General features: G+C 60.6%; 22 protein-coding genes. 18 read left to right on the forward strand and 4 right to left on the reverse strand.

The window, feature by feature from the left end; genetic code table 11:
- Positions 1–25: 25 nt before the first annotated feature.
- The 9 genes from AAGW23_RS16345 to AAGW23_RS16385 all read left to right on the forward strand — a co-directional run bounded on the left by AAGW23_RS16345 (position 26) and on the right by AAGW23_RS16385 (position 8429).
- Complete coding sequence (locus AAGW23_RS16345; protein ID WP_342407400.1) at positions 26–1108, forward strand: sensor histidine kinase; 1083 nt, start codon at positions 26–28, stop codon at positions 1106–1108.
- Entirely contained in the window at positions 1105–1851 is a 747-nt protein-coding gene (locus AAGW23_RS16350; RefSeq protein WP_342407401.1) for a LytTR family DNA-binding domain-containing protein, read from the forward strand. The genes AAGW23_RS16345 and AAGW23_RS16350 overlap by 4 nt, the downstream gene beginning before the upstream one ends.
- A 137-nt stretch (positions 1852–1988) precedes the next feature.
- On the forward strand, positions 1989–2927 hold the full coding sequence (hemC, locus tag AAGW23_RS16355; protein ID WP_342407402.1) for a hydroxymethylbilane synthase: 939 nt from the start codon (positions 1989–1991) through the stop codon (positions 2925–2927).
- Positions 2924–3694 (forward strand): uroporphyrinogen-III synthase, encoded by a 771-nt coding sequence (locus AAGW23_RS16360; RefSeq protein ID WP_342407403.1) that lies wholly within the window; start codon positions 2924–2926, stop codon positions 3692–3694. The genes hemC and AAGW23_RS16360 overlap by 4 nt, the downstream gene beginning before the upstream one ends.
- A 16-nt stretch (positions 3695–3710) precedes the next feature.
- A complete protein-coding gene (locus tag AAGW23_RS16365) occupies positions 3711–4985 on the forward strand; it encodes a uroporphyrinogen-III C-methyltransferase (protein ID WP_342407404.1) in 1275 nt (424 codons plus the stop codon).
- Positions 4982–6220, forward strand: a complete 1239-nt coding sequence (locus tag AAGW23_RS16370; RefSeq protein ID WP_342407405.1) for a heme biosynthesis HemY N-terminal domain-containing protein — start codon at positions 4982–4984, stop codon at positions 6218–6220. Before AAGW23_RS16365 ends, AAGW23_RS16370 begins: the two co-directional genes overlap by 4 nt.
- Positions 6221–6349: 129 nt before the next feature.
- Positions 6350–6841 (forward strand): disulfide bond formation protein B, encoded by a 492-nt coding sequence (locus tag AAGW23_RS16375; protein ID WP_342407406.1) that lies wholly within the window; start codon positions 6350–6352, stop codon positions 6839–6841.
- Positions 6842–7093: 252 nt separating this feature from the next.
- Positions 7094–7558 carry a sigma D regulator gene (gene rsd, locus AAGW23_RS16380; RefSeq protein WP_342407407.1) on the forward strand — a complete coding sequence of 155 codons (465 nt, stop codon included), beginning with the start codon at positions 7094–7096 and terminating at the stop codon, positions 7556–7558.
- A 118-nt stretch (positions 7559–7676) separates the two neighbouring features.
- On the forward strand, positions 7677–8429 hold the full coding sequence (locus AAGW23_RS16385; protein ID WP_342407408.1) for an AlgP family protein: 753 nt from the start codon (positions 7677–7679) through the stop codon (positions 8427–8429).
- On the opposite strand, the gene AAGW23_RS16390 is transcribed toward AAGW23_RS16385, so the two are convergent.
- Complete coding sequence (locus AAGW23_RS16390) at positions 8402–8881, reverse strand: TIGR02444 family protein (RefSeq protein WP_342407409.1); 480 nt, start codon at positions 8879–8881, stop codon at positions 8402–8404. The two genes, AAGW23_RS16385 and AAGW23_RS16390, sit on opposite strands and share 28 nt — an antisense overlap.
- A gap of 66 nt (positions 8882–8947) precedes the next feature.
- On the opposite strand from AAGW23_RS16390, the gene AAGW23_RS16395 reads away from it, so the two are divergent.
- The 5 genes from AAGW23_RS16395 to AAGW23_RS16415 are packed head-to-tail and all read left to right on the forward strand — an operon-like array spanning position 8948 to position 13353.
- Positions 8948–10858 carry an ATP-binding cassette domain-containing protein gene (locus tag AAGW23_RS16395; RefSeq protein WP_342407410.1) on the forward strand — a complete coding sequence of 637 codons (1911 nt, stop codon included), beginning with the start codon at positions 8948–8950 and terminating at the stop codon, positions 10856–10858.
- Positions 10855–11427, forward strand: coding sequence for a mechanosensitive ion channel family protein (locus AAGW23_RS16400; RefSeq protein WP_342407411.1), 573 nt, complete (start codon positions 10855–10857; stop codon positions 11425–11427). Before AAGW23_RS16395 ends, AAGW23_RS16400 begins: the two co-directional genes overlap by 4 nt.
- A gap of 5 nt (positions 11428–11432) precedes the next feature.
- The gene (locus AAGW23_RS16405; RefSeq protein ID WP_342407412.1) at positions 11433–12194 is read left to right on the forward strand and encodes a TerC family protein; all 762 of its coding nucleotides are present in this window, start codon (positions 11433–11435) and stop codon (positions 12192–12194) included.
- A gap of 50 nt (positions 12195–12244) precedes the next feature.
- Positions 12245–12877, forward strand: a complete 633-nt coding sequence (locus tag AAGW23_RS16410) for a LysE family transporter (RefSeq protein WP_342407413.1) — start codon at positions 12245–12247, stop codon at positions 12875–12877.
- Entirely contained in the window at positions 12874–13353 is a 480-nt protein-coding gene (locus tag AAGW23_RS16415; protein ID WP_342407414.1) for a YaiI/YqxD family protein, read from the forward strand. Before AAGW23_RS16410 ends, AAGW23_RS16415 begins: the two co-directional genes overlap by 4 nt.
- A gap of 46 nt (positions 13354–13399) precedes the next feature.
- Here AAGW23_RS16415 and AAGW23_RS16420 read toward each other — a convergent pair whose 3' ends face one another.
- A complete protein-coding gene (locus AAGW23_RS16420; RefSeq protein ID WP_342407415.1) occupies positions 13400–13867 on the reverse strand; it encodes a thioesterase family protein in 468 nt (155 codons plus the stop codon).
- 158 nt (positions 13868–14025) lie between these two features.
- Complete coding sequence (gene elbB / locus AAGW23_RS16425; RefSeq protein ID WP_342407416.1) at positions 14026–14688, reverse strand: isoprenoid biosynthesis glyoxalase ElbB; 663 nt, start codon at positions 14686–14688, stop codon at positions 14026–14028.
- Between the two features lie 316 nt (positions 14689–15004).
- Between elbB and hemB the strand changes: the two genes are divergently transcribed.
- Positions 15005–16018: a porphobilinogen synthase gene (gene hemB / locus AAGW23_RS16430; RefSeq protein WP_342407417.1), complete on the forward strand. Its 1014-nt coding sequence runs from the start codon at positions 15005–15007 to the stop codon at positions 16016–16018.
- Between the two features lie 19 nt (positions 16019–16037).
- Positions 16038–18242 carry a polyphosphate kinase 1 gene (gene ppk1 / locus AAGW23_RS16435; protein WP_342407418.1) on the forward strand — a complete coding sequence of 735 codons (2205 nt, stop codon included), beginning with the start codon at positions 16038–16040 and terminating at the stop codon, positions 18240–18242.
- Between the two features lie 55 nt (positions 18243–18297).
- Here ppk1 and ppx read toward each other — a convergent pair whose 3' ends face one another.
- Positions 18298–19800: an exopolyphosphatase gene (gene ppx / locus AAGW23_RS16440; RefSeq protein WP_342407419.1), complete on the reverse strand. Its 1503-nt coding sequence runs from the start codon at positions 19798–19800 to the stop codon at positions 18298–18300.
- Between the two features lie 201 nt (positions 19801–20001).
- Between ppx and trxA the strand changes: the two genes are divergently transcribed.
- Positions 20002–20328, forward strand: coding sequence for a thioredoxin TrxA (gene trxA / locus AAGW23_RS16445; protein WP_019341284.1), 327 nt, complete (start codon positions 20002–20004; stop codon positions 20326–20328).
- 229 nt (positions 20329–20557) lie between these two features.
- On the forward strand, positions 20558–21817 hold the full coding sequence (gene rho / locus AAGW23_RS16450; protein WP_045430829.1) for a transcription termination factor Rho: 1260 nt from the start codon (positions 20558–20560) through the stop codon (positions 21815–21817).

A 21817-nucleotide genomic window follows, 5' to 3' on the forward strand; every position in this document is an offset into this window, starting at 1 on the left:
CTCACGTGGCGCGGACACTCGATGCATGCGAACAAAAAAAACTGATCGGACGCGGCCCGCGGCCCCTTTCGATGACTTCTTCGTGCCTGAGCTGTGCCAGCCCGATGCCCTGCTTGGTCTGGTATTGCTCGCTGAGTTGCTGGTGTTGGTGCTGGTGCTTGCCGAGCCGATGCAGCCTGGATTTAACTGGATGCGCCTGGCGTTGTCGTCCCTGTTCGTGCAGTGGGTGATGTTGCTGTCGGCCGGTCTGACCTGTCAGTTGCGACCGTTGCTGGCGAGGTTGCCGGCCTGGCTGGCAGGACTGGCCTGCTGTGCCATGGTGGTTGGGTTGACGCTGGCGTGCACCGCAGTCGCCGATATCTATCAGCTAGGTGGCCCGCTGACGCGCGTAGGTGAGGTGAATCTGTATCTGCGTCACGCGCTGATCAGCCTGATCATGTCGGGCCTGCTGTTGCGCTATTTCTACCTGCAAAGCCAGTGGCGGCGGCAGGAGCAGGCTGAGCTGCGCGCGCGCATCGAGTCGTTGCAGGCGCGAATTCGACCGCATTTCCTGTTCAACAGTCTGAACAGCATCGCCAGTCTGGTCGTCAGTGACCCGCCCAAGGCTGAGCAAGCGGTGCTGGATCTGTCCGATCTGTTCCGCGCCAGCCTGGCGCGGCCCGGCACCCTGGTGCCCTGGCGGGAAGAGTTGGAATTGTCACGTCGGTATCTGTCAATTGAGCAGTACCGTCTCGGCGACCGACTTGAAGTCGAATGGCAGGTCGACGCCGTGCCGGATGATCTACCGATTCCCCAGCTGACTCTGCAGCCGCTTCTGGAGAACGCGCTGATACATGGAATCCAGCCAAGAATCGAGGGCGGGGTGGTCAGCGTGGCGGCGTACTATGCTGATGGCGTGTTCCATTTGCAGGTCAGTAACCCCTTTGACGAAGCGGCTCCAAAGCTCCCGTCTAGAGGTACTCAGCAAGCGTTGCACAATATAGACGCACGACTAACGGCACTTTTCGGTCCCGCGGCGAGTCTCAGCGTGGAGCGGCGTAATGCCCGTTACTACACCTGTCTACGCTATCCGTGTGCGACACAAAAGCAGGAAGCCAGAACTGTATGAATGTGCTGATTGTCGATGACGAACCTCTAGCCCGCGAGCGCCTCAGCCGACTGGTAGGTGACCTTGACGGCTATCGTGTCCTGGAACCTTCCGCCTCTAATGGCGAGGAGGCGCTGTCCTTGATCGAGGAACTGCGTCCCGATGTTGTGTTGCTGGATATCCGTATGCCGGGGCTTGATGGCCTCCAGGTTGCAGCCAAACTGTGCGAGCGCGACGCACCCCCCGCGGTGATCTTCTGCACCGCCCATGACGAGTTCGCGCTGGATGCCTTCCAGGTCAGTGCGGTCGGTTATCTGGTCAAGCCGGTACGGCCTGAGCATCTCGCTGAAGCGTTGAAGAAAGCCGAGCGGCCCAACAGGGTTCAGCTTGCGGCGCTGACCCGTCCGGCTGCAGTGAGCGGTACCGGCCCGCGCAGCCATATCAGTGCGCGGACCCGCAAGGGCATTGAGCTGATACCGTTGCCCCAGGTGATCTACTTCATCGCCGACCACAAATACGTCACCCTCCGTCATGAAGGCGGCGAGGTGCTACTGGATGAGCCGCTGAAGGCGCTCGAGGATGAGTTCGGCGAACGTTTCGTCCGCATCCACCGCAATGCGCTGGTTTATCGTGACCGTATCGAGCGCTTGCAGCGCACGCCCCTTGGACATTTTCAGCTGTTCCTCAAGGGACTTGAAGGCGAGCCGTTGACGGTCAGCCGTCGGCATGTCGCTGGTGTGCGCAAGTTGATGCAAAACATCTGATTCGGTATCGGCGCTAAGGACAGGCGCCGCGTTCCAGCTCAACCGTCCACCGGACGGCTTTCCTTGATCCCTGCCAACCCGATCGCCATTCCTGGCCTGTTATCATCGCCGGCAGTTCAATCTGTCTGGAATTGCTCATGTCCCGCGAAATTCGCATCGCTACCCGCAAGAGTGCCCTGGCCCTGTGGCAGGCCGAGTATGTCAAGGCGCGCCTGGAAGCCGCACATCCGCACATAACGGTGAGCCTGGTGCCGATGGTTAGTCGGGGCGACAAATTGCTCGATGCTCCGCTGGCAAAAATTGGCGGCAAAGGCCTTTTCGTCAAGGAATTGGAAACGGCCCTGATGGAGAACGAGGCGGACATCGCCGTGCACTCCATGAAGGATGTGCCGATGGAGTTTCCCGAGGGGCTCGGCCTGTACTGCATCTGTGAACGGGAAGATCCGCGCGATGCATTCGTCTCCAATTACTACGAGAATTTCGATGCGCTGCCCCCCGGTGCGGTCGTGGGCACTTCCAGCCTGCGGCGCCAGGCTCAACTGCTGGCGCGTCGGCCCGATCTCAAGATTCAGTTTCTGCGTGGCAATGTGAACACCCGTCTGGCCAAGCTTGATGCAGGCGAGTACGACGCGATCATCCTCGCGGCGGCCGGCCTGATCCGGCTAGGCTTCGGCGAGCGCATCCGTGCCAGCATCAGTGTCGAAGACAGCCTGCCCGCGGGCGGGCAGGGCGCGGTCGGGATCGAGTGCCGGACCGGCGACACCGAGCTGCATGAGCTGCTTCAATGCATGAACGATCCGCATACCGCACTTCGCGTCACGGCCGAGCGTGCGCTGAATCGCCACCTCAACGGGGGCTGTCAGGTACCGATCGCCTGTTATGCGGTACTCGAAGGCAATCAACTGTGGTTGCGTGGGCTCGTCGGACAGCCCGACGGTGCTCTGCTCCTGCGCGCTGAAGGCCGCGCGCCCAGTGCTGAAGCCGAAGCGCTCGGTGTGCGCATCGCTGAAGAGTTGCTCCAGCAAGGCGCCGGAAAGATCCTCCAGGATATTTATGGCGAGGCCGGCAAGGCGTGAGCGGCTGGCGTCTATTGCTGACGCGACCGGCTGAGGAGTGTGCGGCGCTAGCCGCCACGCTCGAGGCGCAGCGTATCCACAGTGCAAGCCTGCCACTCCTGGCTATCGAAGCCCTCGCCGAAACACCTCAGCAGCGCACTACCATGCTGGAGCTGGACCGTTACGCTGCGGTGGTGGTTGTCAGCAAACCGGCTGCCAGGTTGGCCTTGGAGCTGCTCCGCCGTTACTGGCCGCAGCAGCCCGCAGGGCAGGCGTGGTTCAGTGTGGGTGCCGCGACTGGCGCGATACTGGCCGATTACGGTCTGGACGTTAGCTGGTCGGTCGCAGGCGATGACAGCGAAGCCCTGCTTGCCTTGCCACGGCTTGCCAAGGCGATAAGCGCGCCTCATCCAAAGGTGTTGATCCTTCGAGGCGAAGGCGGGCGTGAGCTTATCGCCGACACGCTTCGCGCCCGCGGCGCGCACGTAGACAGCCTCCAGCTGTACCGAAGATACCTGCCTGAGTATCCGCGCGACCGACTCATCAAGTTGGTTCGTTCGGAACGGCTGAATGCCATGGTGGTCAGCAGTGGACAGGGTTTGCAGTCGTTACGCGAGTTGGCAGGATTCGAATGGTCAGCGCTGCGTGAACTACCCTTGTTCGTACCCAGTCCGCGTGTGGCCGAAATGGCCGCGGCTTTGGGTGCTAAAAGAATTGTGGACTGCCGCGGTGCTGGAACCGCGGCTTTGCTGGCGGCGCTCCGGGATACTCCCGGGCCCGCTTCCTGATGCAAAGGATGGAAACGTGAGCGAAGTAGACTCCGACAAGGCACCGCAGCAACCCAAAGGCAACGACTCCGTCGCGGCTCAGAATCCGGTCAAGAAAGAACCGCAGAAGGATTCGAAAGAAGCGCCCAAGTCGCCGCCACCAAAAGCGCCGTCCGCTGCCAAGCCCGATGCGCGTAGCGGCGGCAAGGGGCTGGCCGGTCTGGCGTTGCTGGTCGGCCTGGCCGGTCTGGCTGCGGGGGGCTATAGCGTCTGGCAGACTCAGCAGCTCGCCGGTCAGGAGCAGCAACAGCAGCAGTCGGCACAGGCTATGAGCGAGCAGACCCGCCAGTTGGGTGAGCGCAGCCAGCAACTGGCCAGCCGTCTCGGTAAGCTGGAACAACTGCCCTCAGCCGAACAGCTGGAGGATCGTCGCCGTTTGCTTTCCGAGCTGCAAAGTGATCAGCAGCGGCTGGCGGGGCGTGTCGAACAGGTTCTCGGGGCTAGCCGCGAGCAATGGCGGCTTGCCGAGGCCGAGCATCTGCTGCGCATGGCAATGTTGCGTCTGTCGGCGATGCAGGACGTGAACAGCGCCGAATCGCTGCTTGCCGAGGCGGACCTGATCCTGCGTAAGCAGGACGATCCCGGCGCTTACGCAGCGCGGCAGAAGTTGCTCGAAGGGCTTGAAGCATTGCGCAGTCTGCCGGAGCTGGACCGTACCGGGTTGTTTCTCCAGCTTGGCGCGTTGCGTGGTCAGGCCAACCAGCTCAACGGCCTGGCACCGGAATTCGAGGCGGGACCCGGTGCTGATGGCGGACAGGCTGATAGTCGCTGGCAGCGTTGGCTGAATGAGCTGACGCGGTATGTCCGTATCGACTTCGATTCCGGTAATAGCGTCAAACCGCTGCTTGCCGGACAAAGCTTGGCGCAGGTGCGCTTGGCCTTGTCGCTGGCTATCGAGCAGGCACAGTGGGCCGTGCTCAATGGCAATGAAGAGGTCTATCAGCAATCGCTCGATCAGGCGGCGCAGTTGATCAAGGACCTCTTCAGCGAAGAAAACGGTCAGAGTCGAGGGCTGCGCGACCGCATCGAAGAGCTGAAAAAACGCCAGGTCTCGGTCAGTCTGCCGGATCTCGCACCGGCGCTCCGCGCATTGCAGACCTATGTGCAGAAGCGTGAATCGTCCGAAGGTGCCGAGTCGCCCGCTGACAGCAGTCCTGAACAGCCCGCAGAACAGCCGGCAGAAGAGGCGAGCCCACAACCGGAGCAGCCGGCTACTGACGGCGCCGCGACCGAAGAGGGGCAGCGCGCATGAAGCGATTCGCCTTTGTCCTGATCCTGCTTATAGCGATCGTCGGGTTTCTCGGCTGGGCCATCGCACAGGATCCGGGTTATGTCCTGATCAGCTACGACCGCTTCCGCTACGAATCGAGTTTCTGGATTTTTCTGGGCCTGATCGCTTGCCTCTGGTTGCTGGCAATGGTGGTGCACTGGGTGCTCGGCCTTTTGCATACATCCGGGGCTCTGGTTAATCCGTGGTCGCGTCGCCACCGCGAACGGCGTATCAGCAAGGCATCACGAAGCGGTATGCGAGAACTGGCCGAAGGTCAGTGGAGTCACGCGTTGGACCATTTGCGCTCCGCGGCCGAGCACGATCACCAACCGCTTGTGCATTATCTTGGCGCGGCGCGTGCCGCCAATGAGTTGGGCGAGCACGAGCAGAGCGATGAGTTGCTGCGCAAGGCAAGGGAGCGTGAGCCCGAATCACAGCTTGCGGTTGGCTTGACCCAGGCTCAGCTGCAAATTGCCAGGGGCCAATACCGAGAGGCGCGGGAAACGCTCAATACCCTGCACAGCGAGCATCCTCGTCACGCCTATGTGCTGACCCTGCTGCAGCAGCTCTACGTTCAGCTGCAAGACTGGTCAGCGTTATGCCGTTTGCTGCCCGAGCTGCGCAAGCACCGTGTTTTGCCTCCGGCTCGCCTGAGTGAGCTTGAGCTGCTGGCCTGGACTGCCGCACTTGAGCAGTCCGGCCAAGCCGCGACGACCAGTAATGAGGACGCTTTGCAGGCCCTCAATCAGAAATGGCAGGCCGTCCCTTCCGGGCTGCGCAGTGAGTCGCTACTGGTGCGTGCCTACGCCGACGGACTTTCCCGTTTGGGTGCGGACGCCAAGGCCGAAGAGGTGCTCTATGCAGCGCTTAAGCGCCAGTTCGATGATCGTCTGGTCGAGCGCTATGGCCGTGTCCGCGGTCAGGACGCGGCGCGTCAGCTGGCGAACGCAGAGGGCTGGCTCAAGGCTCATCCGGAGAATGCGGAGCTGCTGCTCGCGCTTGGCCGGCTGAGCATGCGCAACGCGCTGTGGGGCAAGGCGCGCGATTACCTCGAGGCCAGTCTGCGTTTCGAGCACCGTCCAGAAACCTGCGCCGAGCTTGCGCGATTGCTGGCCCAACTGGGCGACAACGAGCGCAGCAACCGGCTGTTTCAGGAAGGCCTGGGGCTCCTTGATCACCCCGGCGCCAACCAGATACAAACAACCAGCAGCAGTTAGTCATAAGCGGTCGCCGTGGCAGCTCGGGTCGTGACATCCGTCCCGCGCTCCTGCGGGGATTTGCGTATGGCTTGCAGCCCGCCGCGTGCCGCACTACCGTAGCGAGCTTTTCCTGTCTGCGGAGTTGCCATGAACTTGGCCAGCCCACGTTCGCTGTTTCTTCTTGCCTTCATCGGCTGCGCGTTGATGATGGTCGCTGCCCTGTATCTCGAGCATGTCGTCGGGCTGGCGCCCTGCCCGTTATGCATCGTTCAGCGTATCTGCGTCATCGGCTTTGGCCTGGTCTGCCTGGTCGCTGCCCTGCACGGTCCCGGCAGGACCGGTCGCCGTGTTTATTCAGCTTTCGCACTCCTGTTCGCCGTGGCGGGAGGGGGGACGGCGATACGCCAGATCTGGCTGCAGAACATGCCTGCCGACCAGCTGCCGAGTTGCCTGCCCAGTCTCGAATACATGATGGATGCGCTGCCGTTCCAGGAGATAGCCCGGCTGGTGCTTCATGGTACGGCCGAATGCGCTGAAGTCAGCTGGACACTGCTTGGCATGAGCATTCCCGAGTGGACATTGCTCGCATTCATTGCGATGGCTGTGTTCTGTTTCTGGCAGTTGCTGCGTCGCGACTAGGCTTTTTGTCCAGGCGAGCGAATGATCGTCTCGCCTGATGGTCAATGAGCAGGGCGAAGCGCTGATGCTCAAGTCTGGCCAGATGAAATTCATCCCTGCTGCTTGATGCTTCGTTCCGCGCAGCTTAGTCTGCCCAGGCGGCGTCGGTTTTCTGCCAATTTCGCTGTCACTCACCCAAGGCCGATATCCCAAGACAAAAAACCGTCTCGGAAGGCGCAACAGGCATCATCGATTAGGGAAAGTGAGGTCATCATGCTCGAGAGCTGTCGGAACGCCCAGGAACGCTGGGGAGGTGTGCACCTGCTGATCGACCGCTGGCTGCAAGAACGCCATGCATTGATCAACGCATTCGATGGGCTGCATGGGGGGGGCGAAGCGGCTACTCGCCCGGCCTTGCAGAAATTCTGCGAAATACTGCTGGACTACGTGTCGGCTGGTCATTTCGAGATCTACGAGCAATTGCTCAACGAAGCTGAAGCCTTTGGTGACAAGCGCGGGCTGGATCTGGCACGTCAGATTTACCCGCGTATCGAGGCGATAACTCAGGTCGCAGTGGCGTTTAATGATCGTTGCGACAAGGGCGATTGCCTGGAAAGCCCCGGTCTTCCAGAAGAGCTGAAACATCTGGGCCAGTTGCTGCATGAGCGCTTCGAGCTGGAAGACTGCCTGATCGAAGTGTTGCACACCGCGCACAAAGAGCCCGCTGCTACCGCCTGACCGGCACCTACTGGTCAGGGCGAGCGAAGGATTGCTTGCGGCACGCTTCGCTGGTTGGTTGGCGGATCACTGCAGCCCGTCTAGTATGGCTGCACCAATCCAGCCAGGAGGCGCTTTCATGCCAGCAAAGAAAAACGCGGTCACGACTCCGCTGCACTTGCTTCAGCAGTTATCGAAGAGTTTGGTCGGGCATCTGGAAAAAGCCTGCACCGATGCACAGAAGGACGCAGAGATTCTCCTGGCCAAGCTCGAAAAGCAGCGGGGCAAGACGCAGGAAAAACTGATCAAAGCGAGAGCCAAGCTCGATGAGGCTGGCAATGCTGGCAAGTCGAAAGCCCAAAGCAAGGCTCGCGCCCGGCTGGCCGAACTGGATGACATGCTCGCCTTGTTGCAGGCGCGGCAGAGCGAAACCTTGAGTTACCTGGCCGACCTCAAGCGCGACGCCGAGCAGAGCTTGAGCCTGGCGAGAGGTGTCACTCAGGTAGAAGAGGCCGCAGCGAAGGCACTGGCGTCGCGAAGCAAAGCCTCACCGTCACGTTCGGCTTCCGCGCAACGCAAGGCCGCGCCAGCGACAACCAAGCAGTCTGGCAGCAGTTCGAGCCCGGCAACGGGCAAGCCCGCAGCCACAACGCGCGCTCGACCGGCAGTCTCCAAGGTTGCGAGTGGCAAGTCCGCTACGGCTAACTCCTCCAGCGGCCAGGCTGCCGCAGCCAGCGCGGCGAAACGTCCCGCTCGGCCTGCCAGCAGCCGCGCAAAGCCAAAAGCATCTACAACCAAACCTTCCAGCTCTGCCAAGCCCGCTGCCGCGCGCAAGCCGGCCTCAGCCAAGGTTGGTAGTCCCGATCAGTCCGCCCAGCCAGCGTCCAGCTGAGTAGCTGCACGGCGCAGCACGTTCAGTAATGCACGGGCGTCGCCGTCGACGCTCGTGCTTAGCTGATTCAGCCAGTCATCTGATCCGTCCTCCGTACGCCAGTGCTGTGTGGCTTGTTGAAGGCGATCAAGCTGAACCCGTTCGGCATCCAGTTCCAATCTCTTGACGCACTTTCGCAGGCCGTCGAGCTCGGTGTCGGTGGCTGCCTGTTCGCGCCACGCCAAGCGCAGACTTCTTAGTGGCACTACAACTGTGCGCTGCCAGTCCAAGCTGAGTTGTTTCAGCTCTTCCAATCGGTGCGCACTTTGACGGACGCCCCGGATTTCCAGCCAGGTGCAGGTGATCAAAAGGCAGACGTCCAGCCCTAGTGCTTGCAGCTCAAGGCACGCCTTCTCCACGCCGGGCTCTGCATAGCAGGCGAGGGCAAAACTCCAGAGGTCGTCGTTGTTCATCTGTAAGGATTTTTTCGTGCGCAGCCGGATGGATTTCCGGGCGACCTGATAGACTCCGCCGCCATTATGATCCGACTTCAGAACCTGACTCTACAGCGCGGCCCCCAGCGTTTGCTGGAAGGCGCCGAGCTGACCCTCCATCCTGGCCAGAAGGTCGGGCTGGTCGGCGCCAATGGTGCCGGCAAATCCAGCTTGTTCGCCTTGCTGCGTGGCGAATTCACTCCCGACGGAGGTGATTGTCAGTTGCCGCCAGACTGGCGTATCGCGCACATGCGCCAGGAGGTCGACACGCTTGACCGGTTGGCGGTCGATTACGTCTTGGACGGCGATACCGAGTTACGCCGCGTTCAGGCGGCGTTGACTGAGGCTGAAGCCGCCCATGACGGCGGCGCGCTGGCTCGCTTGCACACTGAACTCGACAATGCCGACGGCTATACCGCTGACGCCCGAGCGCGCAAGTTGTTGGCTGGCCTGGGCTTTGCCAACGAGCAGATGGATCTTCCGGTGAGCAGCTTTTCCGGCGGCTGGCGGATGCGTCTGAACCTCGCGCAGGCGCTGATGTGTCCGTCTGATCTGTTGCTGCTCGACGAACCCACTAACCACCTCGACCTGGACGCCATCCTCTGGCTAGAGGCCTGGCTCAAGAGCTATCCGGGCACGTTAATGCTGATTTCCCATGATCGCGACTTCCTCGACGAGGTTGTCGGTCATGTTGTGCACGTCGAGCAGCGAAAACTGACGCTCTATCGCGGGGGCTACTCGGCATTCGAACGGGCCCGCGCCGAGCGCCTGGCGCAGCAGCAGCAGGCGTTCGAAAAGCAGCAGGCACAGCGCGAGCACATGGAAGACTTCATTCGGCGTTTCAAAGCCAAGGCTAGCAAAGCGCGTCAGGCGCAGAGCCGGATCAAGGCGCTGGAAAAGCTCGAGGAGTTGGCACCGGCACATATCGATTCGCCGTTCGACTTTGCTTTCCGCGAGGCGGACCGAGTGTCAAGTCCGCTGCTGGATCTAACCGAGGGGCGTCTTGGCTACGGTGACAAGCAGGTGCTGGACAAGGTCAAGCTGCAGCTGGTGCCCGGCGCGCGGATTGGCCTGCTCGGCCCCAACGGCGCAGGAAAGTCGACGCTGATCAAGACACTTGCCAACGAGCTGCAGCCCTTGGCGGGACGTCTGCAGCGTGGTGAAAACCTGGTGATCGGCTATTTTGCCCAGCACCAACTTGATGCTCTGGATGCCAAGGCGAGTCCGCTGTTGCATCTGCAGCGCATCGCTCCTGGCGAACGTGAACAGGTACTGCGTGATTTCCTTGGTGGTTTCGACTTTCGCGGTAACCGCTGCGATGAACCGGTTCTCAATTTCTCGGGCGGTGAAAAGGCGAGGCTGGCGCTGGCATTGATCGCCTGGGGCAAGCCCAATCTGTTGCTGCTCGACGAGCCGACCAACCACCTGGATCTTGAAATGCGGCTGGCGCTGACGCTGGCGCTGCAGGATTTCGAGGGCGCCGTCTTGGTGGTGTCGCACGATCGTCACCTGCTCAAAAGCACGACCGACGAATTCTTGCTGGTCGCTGAAGGGCGGGTCGTAGCGTTCGACGGAGACCTCGAAGATTATGCCCGTTGGCTGGCTGATTACCGCGCCCGGCAACAGCCGGCGAGCACGACCGAGCAGGCCGGCGACAAAACCGACAAGCGCGCCTTGCGTCAGGCGGCGGCTGCGCTGCGACAGCAACTCGCGCCGCTAAAACGTCAGGCTGACAAGCTCGAAAAGGATCTCGTCGCAGTCCATGAAAAACTGGCCGATCTGGAGCAGCGCCTCGGTGATACAGCCCTCTATGAGGTCGCTCGCAAGGACGAACTGCGCGAGCTGCTGGCCAAACAGGCGGAGCTGAAGGTGCGCGAGAGCGAGCTGGAAGAGGCCTGGCTGGGCGCGCTCGAGGCGCTGGAAACCTTGCAGGGCGAGCTCGAGGGCAGTGCATGAACGAGCGACTGCTGATGGAGTGGCGCGATCCCTTGTTGCTCGGGTTGCAGGTGCTGGTGATCCTGCTGGCGGCCTACCTCCTGCAGCGATTGGTGGTGCGCGGGCTCGGGCGGCTTGGCAGTCGCTATCCGCTGCCGCCTGAATTGCTTCTGCCGCTGCGCGGTGGCATCCGCTGGCTGATCATCGGTGGCGCGCTGATCATGGTGCTCGAGCGCTTCGGTGTATCCGCAACGGTTATCTGGACCGCCTTCTCCGGATTCGTGGCCGTGGCGGCGGTGGCCTTCTTTGCAATCTGGAGTGTGCTCTCCAACCTGCTTTGCGCCGTGCTGATCATGACCGTTGGCCCGTTCCGGTTGGGCGACATGGTGGAGCTGGTGGAAAGCTTCGACAAGCCGATCGTCAAAGGGCGCGTGATCGATATAAACCTGCTGTACACCACGCTGGAGGAGTCCTCCGATAGCGGAACGGGTGCCATCGTTCAGGTGCCCAACAGCTTGTTCTTCCAGAAGGTATTGCGCCGCTGGCGCGGCACCGAGATCCAGCCCCCTCATCACAACGCACAAGAGTAGTACGCATGGAATGGCTGAGCAGCCCTGAAATATGGGTCGCATTCTTGACCCTGACCGCCCTGGAAATCGTCCTGGGTATCGACAACATCATCTTCATCTCCATCCTTGTTGGACGCTTGCCAAAAGAGCAGCAACCCAAGGCGCGTTTCTTCGGCCTGGCACTGGCAATGGGCACGCGGATTCTCTTGTTGCTATCGATCGCCTGGGTCATGCGCCTGACCAATGACTTGTTCACCGTATTCGAGCACGGTGTGTCCGGGCGTGATCTGATCCTGTTTTTTGGTGGCCTGTTCCTGCTGTTCAAAAGCACGATGGAAATCTGGCACAGCGTTGAGGGCGAAGAAGAGTCGGAAAGCACCACTGGAGGTGCGGTCAAAGCAGGCTTCGTTGGCATCATCCTGCAGATCGCGGTGATCGATATCGTCTTCTCGCTGGACTCGGTAATCACCGCAGTGGGCCTGGTGGATAACGTACAGGTGATGATTGCCGCGATCGTCATCGCCGTCGGCGTGATGATGCTCGCCGCGGGAACCATCAGTGACTTCATCGAGAAGCATCCAACGCTTAAAATTCTCGCGCTGTCGTTCCTGATCGTTGTCGGCACCCTGTTGGTGGCCGAAGCCTTCGGTGCGCATGTGCCCAAGGGCTACGTGTACTTCGCCATGGTCTTCTCGCTTGGGGTCGAGGCGATCAACATTCGTATGCGCAAGGCCATGAATCGCAAGCTGAAGGAGCCGGTAAAGCTCGGCAAAGACCTGCCGGACTAAGGCAATGCTGAAAGCTGCGCCTGCAGGCGCAGCCTCGTGGAGGATCAATCATGACGCTCGAAACCTGGCTTGCCTTCCTTGTTGCCTGTTGGGTCATCAGCCTTTCGCCGGGAGCAGGGGCGATCGCCTCGATGTCCTGCGGATTGCAATACGGCTTCTGGCGCGGTTATTGGAACGCGATCGGCTTGCAGATCGCGCTGGCAGTGCAGATTGCTGTAGTGGCCGCTGGGGTCGGTGCGGTGCTGGCGACTTCGTCGCTCGCCTTCAGTCTGATCAAATGGTTCGGCGTCGCTTACCTGCTGTGGCTGGCGCTCAAGCAGTGGCAGGCGGTGCCTTCGATGCTCGACGACAGCGCTGCGCCGCGGCCGATCGGTCGACCCTTGGCATTGGTGTTTCGCGGTTTTCTGGTCAATGCCAGTAACCCCAAGGCCATCGTGTTCATCCTCGCGGTGCTGCCGCAATTTCTCGACCCGCAGCGTGACCTGATACTGCAGTACCTGCATATGGGCGCGACGATGGTGGTAGTCGACCTGATCGTCATGGCCGGTTACACCGGGCTGGCGTCCCGAGTCTTGCGCTTGTTGCGTACGCCGCGTCAGCAGCGCCTGGTCAATCGCAGTTTCGCCGCCATGTTTGCCGGTGCTGCGGCTTTGCTGGCTACGGTGCGGCGGGCAGTGGCATGACGGGGGCTGCACCGCTTCGGGTATGGGTTGACGCTGATGCCTGTCCCAAGGCTGCCAAAGAACAGCTGATCAAGTTCGCCCTCAAGCGTAAGTTCGAGGTCTTGCTGGTCGCGGGTCAGAGCCAGATCAAACCGGCCTTCGCCTGCGTTCGTCTGATCGTCGTCCCGAGCGGGCCGGACGCCGCAGATGATTATCTGGTCGAGCACGCGCAGCCTGGCGAGCTGGTGATTTGCAGCGATGTGCCGCTGGCGGATCGCCTGGTCAAGAAAGGCGTCGCTGCCCTTGATCCGCGCGGGCGTGAATTCGACGAGCGCAACATGGGCGATCGCCTGGCAGTGCGCAATCTGTTCACTGATCTGCGTGAGCAGGGCCAGGTGGGCGGTGGGCAGGCGGCGTACAGCGACCGAGACCGTCAAGCCTTCGCCAACGCATTGGACCGTCTGTTGACGCAGCTCTCCCGCACCGGCCTCCGTTAGCTGACCGCGGTAGCCGGTCAAATAGGTTGCAGGTCGAATTTTTCGGTCAGCCGCAGAGATAGGTGCCGGTGCCTACTGCGATCAACACCCCTTCTTCGTTGTGCAGCTCGGAGCGCACCACTGCGACCTTGTTGCCGGAACGCAAGAGCGTTGCCGCGGCACTAAAGCGTTCGCCACGGCCTGGGCGCAGGTAGTCGATTCGCAGGTCGATGGTGCCGAGGCGCGACAGACGCAAGGCACGTTCCTCGGTCGTCAGGTGCTGATGCTTTTCGAAGGCTCCGATCATCGCCATGGCGCCACCCACGACATCGAGCAGTGACGCGATTACCCCGCCATGCAGAATGCCGTGGAAGAAGTTGCCGACCAGCTCGTGTCTCATTGGCAGGTGCATCACCACGCGCTGGCGGGACACTTCGTCCAGTTCGATGCCCAGGTATTCGTTGAACGGAATGCGTTCGAACAGCTGGCGCACGGCGTGTTGTTGTTCTTCGATGGTATCGATCGGGTGATTCATGCGTCAGGCTCTCGGGCAGGTCCAACTAAGCTGCCGGAGGGCGACGGGATTGACCAGTGGCGCGGCGGGAGCGACGGTGATATTGGCTGTATCGCCACGGTGGTCGTGCCGCAACTCCCACCACCACCGGGCGGGAGTCGCGAGCAGGCGGCGAGCTGCTATTTACCGGTCAGCGCCAGTACCCTGTCGACCAGCTTGTAGATGCCCGTGGCCGCCTCGCTGATGGACTGTGCCAGCATGTAGGCCGGGGTCGTCACCAGGTTATGCCGTGAGTCCTCGACGATCTCGGTGACCTCGCAGGCCTGGTGCTCAATGCCCATCTCCCGCGCTGCGGCTGCAGCGGGATCGTCGTCGTTGCCCAGCGTGCAGACCACGCCGCGGCCGAAGATTTGCGCTGCCATGGTCGGCGCAATACACATCATGCCGACCGGTTTGCCGGCCTCGGCAAATGCCTTGGCCAATGACAATACGTCAGGGAGAACCGTACAGCCGGCGCCCTGGGTGGCAAAGTCAGACAGATTTTTGGCCGCGCCGAAACCGCCTGGGATGATCAGCGCATCGAATTCTTCGACATTGGCCTCGTGCAGCGCCTTGATCTCCCCCCGGGCCAGGCGCGCCGATTCGGTTAGCACGTTGCGACTTTCGGTCATTTCCTCGCCAGTGAGGTGATTGATCACGTGCATTTGCTGGATGTCTGGTGCAAAGCACTGAACCTTGGCGCCACGCTGGTCCAGGCGCAACAGCGTGATCACGCTCTCGTAGATTTCCGAGCCGTCGTATACGCCACAGCCGGAAAGAATCACGGCGACCTTTCTATTCATTGAGGATACTCCTGGTCAGATTCAGCAGCCTGGCAACTGCGCCAGGCCAATGCCTTCGATGCTAGCCCTTGGTAAGGCTCAAGGTAAGCCCACCGCGATTATGGTTGGATGCCTCAACGCGACGGGTGTTCAACCGCCGGCGCGTCTGGGCCAGGCACTTCGCTACGGGTATTGACTGTCCAAAGCACTGGCAGAGCCTGCCCGTGGTGGCGACAATGAGGGGCATCTTCAGCCGACACTGATGGCCTGTCACCAATTTGTCACGCTGTCGGCTTATAAACGTCATATTGCCCGCCAGGCGGGCCGGGAGTTTGTTGTGAGTTTCGTTCCTGCCAATCGCTTGTTTCCCGCTACTCGGCTGCGTCGTAATCGTCGTGATGATTTCTCCCGCCGGCTGGTGCGCGAGAATCGGCTGAGTGTGGACGATCTGATCCTGCCCGTGTTTGTACTCGACGGCGAAAACCGTCGCGAGCAGGTGCCGTCGATGCCCGGTGTAGAGCGTCTTTCGATCGATCTGTTGCTGGAAGAGGCCGCAGAGCTGGTCGCGCTGGGTATTCCGGCGCTGGCGCTATTCCCGGTTACCCCTCTGGAAAAGAAATCCCTCGATGCGGCAGAGGCCTGGAATCCTGAGGGCATTGCCCAGCGCGCCACACGTGCGCTGCGCGAGCGCTTCCCAGAGCTCGGCATCATCACTGACGTTGCGCTGGATCCTTTTACCACGCATGGTCAGGACGGCATTCTCGACGAAAACGGCTACGTGCAGAACGATGTCACGGTCGATGCGCTGGTCCGTCAGGCCCTGTCTCATGCAGAGGCTGGCGCACAGGTGGTCGCGCCATCGGACATGATGGATGGACGTATTCAGGCGATTCGCGAAGCGCTGGAAGTAGCTGATCACCATAACGTGCGGATCATGGCCTATTCGGCCAAATACGCCAGCGCCTACTACGGACCGTTCCGCGATGCGGTGGGCTCGGCTGCGAATCTGGGCAAGGGCAGCAAGAACACCTACCAGATGGACCCGGCCAACGGTGACGAGGCGCTGCACGAAGTCGGCGCAGACCTTTCAGAAGGCGCCGATATGGTCATGGTCAAGCCGGGCATGCCCTATCTGGACATTCTTTGGCGGGTCAAAGATGCCTTTCGAGTGCCGACCTTCGTCTACCAGGTCAGTGGCGAATATGCGATGCACATGGCCGCGATCCAGAACGGCTGGCTTAGTGACGCCGTGATTCTCGAATCGCTGACCGCCTTCAAGCGCGCCGGTGCCGATGGCATCCTTACTTATTTCGCCAAACAGGCGGCACAACAATTAAAACAGGGGCGATGAGCCCTGCCGAGGCAGATCGATGACTAACCAAGGACTCAGCGAAACTGAATTGCAGGCTACGGCCATCGAGGCGCAGCCCCTCGAGGAAGTGATCTCGCCAGCGCCGGAGGCGGAGAAAACAGAGGAGGTGCCAGTAGCGCCAGCTCCGCCGCCGAATCTGGATGACAACAGCCTCTATATCCACCGTGAGCTATCACAGCTGCAATTCAATATCCGCGTGCTGGAGCAGGCGCTGGACGAGTCCTATCCGCTGCTGGAGCGGCTGAAGTTCCTGCTGATTTTTTCCAGCAACCTGGATGAGTTCTTCGAAATTCGCGTCGCCGGGCTAAAGAAGCAGGTCACTTTCGCGCGTGAGCAGGCCGGTGCGGACGGGCTACAGCCGCACCAAGCGCTGGCGCGCATTTCCGAGCTGGTCCACGAGCAGGTCAATCGGCAATATTCGATCCTCAACGAGGTGTTGCTGCCGGAGCTGGTCAAACATCAGGTGCGCTTTATTCGGCGGCGCAACTGGACAACCAAGATCAAGGCATGGGTGCGCCGCTATTTCCGTGATGAGATCGCACCGATCATCACGCCCATCGGGCTGGATCCCACTCACCCCTTCCCGTTGCTGGTCAACAAGAGTCTGAACTTCATTGTCGAGCTTGAAGGGATTGATGCCTTCGGCCGCGATTCCGGGTTGGCGATCATTCCGGCGCCGCGGTTGTTGCCGCGGGTTATCCGGGTGCCAGAGGACGTCGGCGGGCCTGGTGCCAATCATGTATTCCTCTCGTCGATGATTCACGCTCACGCCGACGACCTGTTCCATGGCATGAAGGTGAAGGGCTGCTACCAGTTCCGTCTGACACGCAATGCGGACCTGTCGGTCGATACCGAGGATGTCGAGGACCTGGCGCGCGCGTTGCGCGGAGAGCTGATTTCTCGGCGCTATGGCGACGCTGTGCGGCTGGAGGTAGTGGATACCTGTCCGAAGCACCTCGCCGACTTTTTGCTCAAGCAGTTCAGCCTGAGCGAAAGCGAGCTGTATCGGGTCAACGGGCCAGTCAACTTGACCCGGTTGTTCAGCATCACAGGGCTGGAGAGCCATCCGGAACTGCAGTACACCCCGTTCACGCCCGCAATTCCGAAGCTGTTGCAGAACAGCGAAAACATCTTCAGCGTGGTTGGCAAACAGGACATCCTGCTGCTGCACCCCTACGAATCCTTTACTCCGGTGATCGACCTGCTGCGCGAGGCGGCGAAGGATCCCTGCGTCCTGGCCGTCAAACAGACGCTCTATCGCTCTGGCGCCAACTCGGAAATCGTCGATGCACTGGTTGAAGCCGCGCGTAACGGCAAAGAGGTCACCGCGGTCATTGAGCTGCGGGCGCGCTTCGATGAGGAATCCAACCTGCAATTGGCCAGTCGCTTGCAGCAGGCCGGGGCCGTGGTGATCTACGGTGTGGTGGGCTACAAGACCCACGCCAAGATGATGCTGATCCTGCGCCGCGATAATGGTGAACTGCGGCGCTACGCCCATCTCGGTACGGGCAACTACCATGCCGGTAACGCGCGGCTCTACACCGACTACAGCCTGCTGACCTCGGATGACGCGCTCTGCGAAGACGTGTCGAAGCTGTTCAGCCAGTTGATCGGCATGGGCAAGACCATGCGCATGAAAAAGCTCTTGCACGCGCCGTTCACGCTGAAAAAGGCGCTGTTGGACATGATCGCCCAGGAGACACAGCACGCCAGCGAAGGCAGGCCTGCGCACATCATTCTCAAGATCAACTCGCTGACCGACGCGAAAATGATCCGAGCGCTGTACAAGGCCAGTCAGACTGGCGTGCGCATCGATCTGATCGTGCGCGGCATGTGCTGTCTGCGCCCCGGGATCCTCGGGGTCTCGCATAATATCCAGGTGCGCTCAATCATCGGACGCTTTCTCGAGCACAGCCGCGTGTTCTATTTCCTCAACGGCGGTGACGAAAAGCTCTATCTGTCCAGCGCCGACTGGATGGAGCGCAACCTGGATCGGCGGGTCGAGACCTGCTTCCCGGTCGAGGGCAAGAAGCTGGTGACGCGGGTGAAGAAGGAGCTGGAGGGGTTCCTGACCGACAACACCCAGAGCTGGGTGCTGCAGCCGGACGGTAGCTACCTGCGTAGCAGTCCGAGTGGTAATCAGAATCCGCGAAGTGTGCAGAACGCTTTGCTGGAGCGTCTGGGTAGCCCGACTGCGCGATAACGCCGTCGGTTCCTGCCGGGGGGCGGTGGGCGCCGCCGTCCGCCGCCCACCGGATTCAGCGCACGCTGAGGGTGAAGTCGATTCGCTTGAGCCAGTCCGCTTCCAGCGCGAAATCCGCCTGCGTCAGCGGATTGTTGGCCAGCCAGCCATCAGGAAAAGCTACGTCCAGGCTGTTGTCGCCGGCTTTGAGCTGAAACGCTGGCGCTTGTTGCGGGCCGCGGATGTGGTGAAAAAGGATCGCGAAGCGCAGCAGCACACAGAGTCGAGTCAGCCTTACGCCGTCCTCGCTCATTTCTTCGAATTTCTGCTTGGGTATGTTGCGCCGATGGCCGCGAACCAGCAGCGCCAGCATCTGTTGGTCCTGACGCGAGAAGCCGGGTAGGTCGGAGTGCTCGATCAGGTAAGCGCCATGCTTGTGGTAGTGATAATGAGCGATATCCAGGCCAACCTCGTGTACGCGGGCGGCCCAGCCAAGCAATTCGCGCAGCCAGTCCTCATCCAGCCCCCAGTCTGACGAAACCTGGTCAAACGCCTCAAGCGCCTTGTTTTCTACCCGTGCCGCCTGCTCAGTGTCGACGTGGTAGCGCTCCATGAGAAAGCTCAGGGTGCGGTCGCGGATATCTTCGTGATGATGGCGGCCAACAAGGTCATAAAGCACGCCTTCACGCAATGCACCTTCGGAGTGCGCCATGCTGGTGAGTTCCAGGGCGTCGAAGATCGCTTCGAGAATGGCCAGTCCCGCGGGGAAGATTCCCCGGCGGTCCGGCTTGATGCCGTCCATGTCGAGCTTTTCTACATCGCCCAGCTTGAACAGCTTGCGCTTGAGCCAGCCGATGCCATCAGCGGTGACCTCGCCGTTGCTGAGCCCGGCACTCTTGATCGCCAGGCCGACGGCGCGGATGGTGCCGGAGGCGCCGATTGCATCCTGCCAGCCTAGTCGGCGCAGCCCGTGCTCGATGCTCATTAGCTCCAATCTGGCCGCGGTATAAGCCTGGGCGTAACGAGCCGGAGTGATTTTGCCGTCTTGGAAAAATCGTTGAGTAAAGCTCACGCAGCCCATCTGGAGGCTTTCACGCAACAGCGAATCGAAACCTTCCCCGATGATGAACTCGGTGCTGCCACCGCCAATGTCGACGACCAGGCGCTTGCCGCTCGAGGCGGGAAATGTATGCGATACACCCAGGTAGATGAGCCGCGCTTCCTCTCGGCCGGAAATGACCTCGACCTGATGCTGGATGATCGTCTCGGCCTGGCGAATGAACTGTGCACGGTTCCGCGCCTCCCGAAGGGCATTAGTACCGACCACGCGCACGGCACCCTGGGGAAGATGGTTGACCAGCTGAGCGAAGCGGCGAAGACAGTCCAGCCCGCGCTGCATGGCAGCGTCGTCGAGCTGTCTGTTTTCGTCGATGCCGGCGGCCAGCTGGACCTTTTCGCCGAGCCGCTCGAGGATGCGCATCTCGCCGTTACTAGTGCGGGCCAGCACCATGTGGAAGCTGTTCGAGCCGAGATCTAGGGCGGCAATCATCGGAAAGGGTTCGGCGGCTGTTGGGCGCATGGGGCAGTCTCTGTGCAAAACCCCGACATCCTGACATGATCGTCGACATCCGCCAACGCGCAGCGCTGGGCCACCATCTGCCGTTGTCTATTCCATGGTGCCGCCCATGGTCTATTGCCCGAGCGACAGGCTGCGACTTTCGATCCGCACCAAGCCGGGCTATGATGGCGTCACTTCTGATTTTGACCCTGGAGAAACTCCATGAGCGAATACATCAACAATGTCAGTGACAGCAGCTTTGAGCAGGACGTGCTCCAGGCCGATGGTCCTGTTCTGGTCGATTACTGGGCCGAGTGGTGTGGACCGTGCAAGATGATTGCTCCAGTGCTCGATGAGATCGCCAAGGAATACGAAGGCAAGCTCAAAGTCTGCAAACTGAACATCGACGAGAACCAGGAAACCCCGCCAAAGTATGGGGTGCGCGGCATTCCAACGTTGATGCTGTTCAAGAACGGTAACGTCGAAGCGACCAAAGTAGGCGCTCTGTCGAAGTCTCAGCTGGCCGCGTTTCTGGACAGCAATATCTGATCCATCGTTGCGCCTCAAAAAAACCCTCGCAAATGCGGGGGTTTTTTATCACTGCAGGGTGGACGCTTCGCCTGCACGGTGCTAAATTCGGCCCTGCGACGCTTCTCCGTCGCCCTCTGCATGCCGTCGCCGACGCACTTCAGCCTCATAAAGCACAACGAACCTGTTCGTCTCCTGCTGCGCGGCTTCTCAAGCAAATCGCTTTCTTCATCCCTTCTGATCTCTCTCTATGAATCTGACCGAACTTAAGCAAAAGCCCATCACCGAACTGCTGGAAATGGCCGAACAGATGGGCATCGACAACATGGCCCGTTCGCGCAAGCAGGACGTGATTTTCTCTCTGCTGAAAAAGCACGCGAAAAGCGGTGAGGAAATCTCCGGTGACGGCGTGCTGGAGATCCTGCAAGACGGCTTCGGCTTCTTGCGTTCCGCGGATTCTTCTTACCTCGCCGGCCCGGATGATATCTACGTCTCGCCGAGCCAGATCCGCCGCTTCAATTTGCGCACCGGCGATACCATCGTCGGCAAGATTCGCCCGCCAAAAGAAGGCGAGCGTTATTTCGCGCTGCTCAAGGTCGATACGATCAACTTCGATCGGCCGGAAAACGCGAAGAACAAGATCCTGTTCGAGAACCTGACCCCGTTGTTCGCTAACAAGCGGCTGACGATGGAAGCCGGAAATGGCTCGACCGAGGACCTGACCGGTCGTGTGATCGACCTCTGTGCTCCTATCGGCAAGGGGCAGCGCGGTCTGATCGTGGCCCCGCCGAAAGCGGGCAAGACGATCATGCTGCAGAACATCGCGAGCAACATCACCCGCAACAACCCCGAGTGTCACCTGATTGTCCTGCTGATCGATGAGCGCCCGGAAGAAGTGACCGAAATGCAGCGCACCGTGCGTGGCGAAGTGGTTGCCTCTACCTTCGATGAGCCACCGACCCGCCACGTGCAGGTTGCTGAAATGGTCATCGAAAAGGCCAAGCGCCTGGTCGAGCATAAGAAAGATGTGGTCATCCTGCTGGACTCCATCACCCGTCTGGCGCGTGCCTATAACACCGTGATCCCGAGCTCCGGCAAGGTGCTGACCGGCGGTGTCGACGCCCATGCCCTGGAAAAGCCCAAGCGTTTTTTCGGCGCCGCGCGGAACATCGAGGAAGGCGGTTCGCTGACTATTATCGCCACCGCACTGGTCGAAACCGGCTCCAAGATGGATGAGGTGATCTACGAGGAGTTCAAGGGTACTGGTAACCTCGAGTTGCAGCTTGATCGCCGTATCGCCGAGAAGCGGGTATTCCCGGCCATCAACATCAACCGTTCGGGTACTCGTCGCGAAGAATTGCTGACCAGCGAGGAAGAGCTGCAGCGCATTTGGATTCTGCGCAAGCTGCTGCATCCGATGGACGAAAGCGCGGCGATCGAATTTTTGCTCGACAAGCTGAAAGACACCAAGACCAACGAAGAATTCTTCATGTCAATGAAGCGCAAATAA

The organism is Stutzerimonas chloritidismutans (assembly GCF_038562055.1).
Lineage (GTDB): Bacteria > Pseudomonadota > Gammaproteobacteria > Pseudomonadales > Pseudomonadaceae > Stutzerimonas > Stutzerimonas chloritidismutans_A.

Coding starts and splice junctions, on each gene's coding strand:
- AAGW23_RS16345 (WP_342407400.1), top strand. CDS start 26: ATGCGAACAAAAAAAACTGATCGGACGCGGCCCGCGGCCCCTTTCGAT.
- AAGW23_RS16350 (WP_342407401.1), top strand. CDS start 1,105: ATGAATGTGCTGATTGTCGATGACGAACCTCTAGCCCGCGAGCGCCTC.
- hemC (WP_342407402.1), top strand. CDS start 1,989: ATGTCCCGCGAAATTCGCATCGCTACCCGCAAGAGTGCCCTGGCCCTG.
- AAGW23_RS16370 (WP_342407405.1), top strand. CDS start 4,982: ATGAAGCGATTCGCCTTTGTCCTGATCCTGCTTATAGCGATCGTCGGG.
- AAGW23_RS16375 (WP_342407406.1), top strand. CDS start 6,350: ATGAACTTGGCCAGCCCACGTTCGCTGTTTCTTCTTGCCTTCATCGGC.
- rsd (WP_342407407.1), top strand. CDS start 7,094: ATGCTCGAGAGCTGTCGGAACGCCCAGGAACGCTGGGGAGGTGTGCAC.
- AAGW23_RS16385 (WP_342407408.1), top strand. CDS start 7,677: ATGCCAGCAAAGAAAAACGCGGTCACGACTCCGCTGCACTTGCTTCAG.
- AAGW23_RS16390 (WP_342407409.1), bottom strand. CDS start 8,881: ATGAACAACGACGACCTCTGGAGTTTTGCCCTCGCCTGCTATGCAGAG.
- AAGW23_RS16395 (WP_342407410.1), top strand. CDS start 8,948: ATGATCCGACTTCAGAACCTGACTCTACAGCGCGGCCCCCAGCGTTTG.
- AAGW23_RS16400 (WP_342407411.1), top strand. CDS start 10,855: ATGAACGAGCGACTGCTGATGGAGTGGCGCGATCCCTTGTTGCTCGGG.
- AAGW23_RS16405 (WP_342407412.1), top strand. CDS start 11,433: ATGGAATGGCTGAGCAGCCCTGAAATATGGGTCGCATTCTTGACCCTG.
- AAGW23_RS16410 (WP_342407413.1), top strand. CDS start 12,245: ATGACGCTCGAAACCTGGCTTGCCTTCCTTGTTGCCTGTTGGGTCATC.
- AAGW23_RS16415 (WP_342407414.1), top strand. CDS start 12,874: ATGACGGGGGCTGCACCGCTTCGGGTATGGGTTGACGCTGATGCCTGT.
- AAGW23_RS16420 (WP_342407415.1), bottom strand. CDS start 13,867: ATGAATCACCCGATCGATACCATCGAAGAACAACAACACGCCGTGCGC.
- elbB (WP_342407416.1), bottom strand. CDS start 14,688: ATGAATAGAAAGGTCGCCGTGATTCTTTCCGGCTGTGGCGTATACGAC.
- ppk1 (WP_342407418.1), top strand. CDS start 16,038: ATGACTAACCAAGGACTCAGCGAAACTGAATTGCAGGCTACGGCCATC.
- ppx (WP_342407419.1), bottom strand. CDS start 19,800: ATGCGCCCAACAGCCGCCGAACCCTTTCCGATGATTGCCGCCCTAGAT.
- trxA (WP_019341284.1), top strand. CDS start 20,002: ATGAGCGAATACATCAACAATGTCAGTGACAGCAGCTTTGAGCAGGAC.
- rho (WP_045430829.1), top strand. CDS start 20,558: ATGAATCTGACCGAACTTAAGCAAAAGCCCATCACCGAACTGCTGGAA.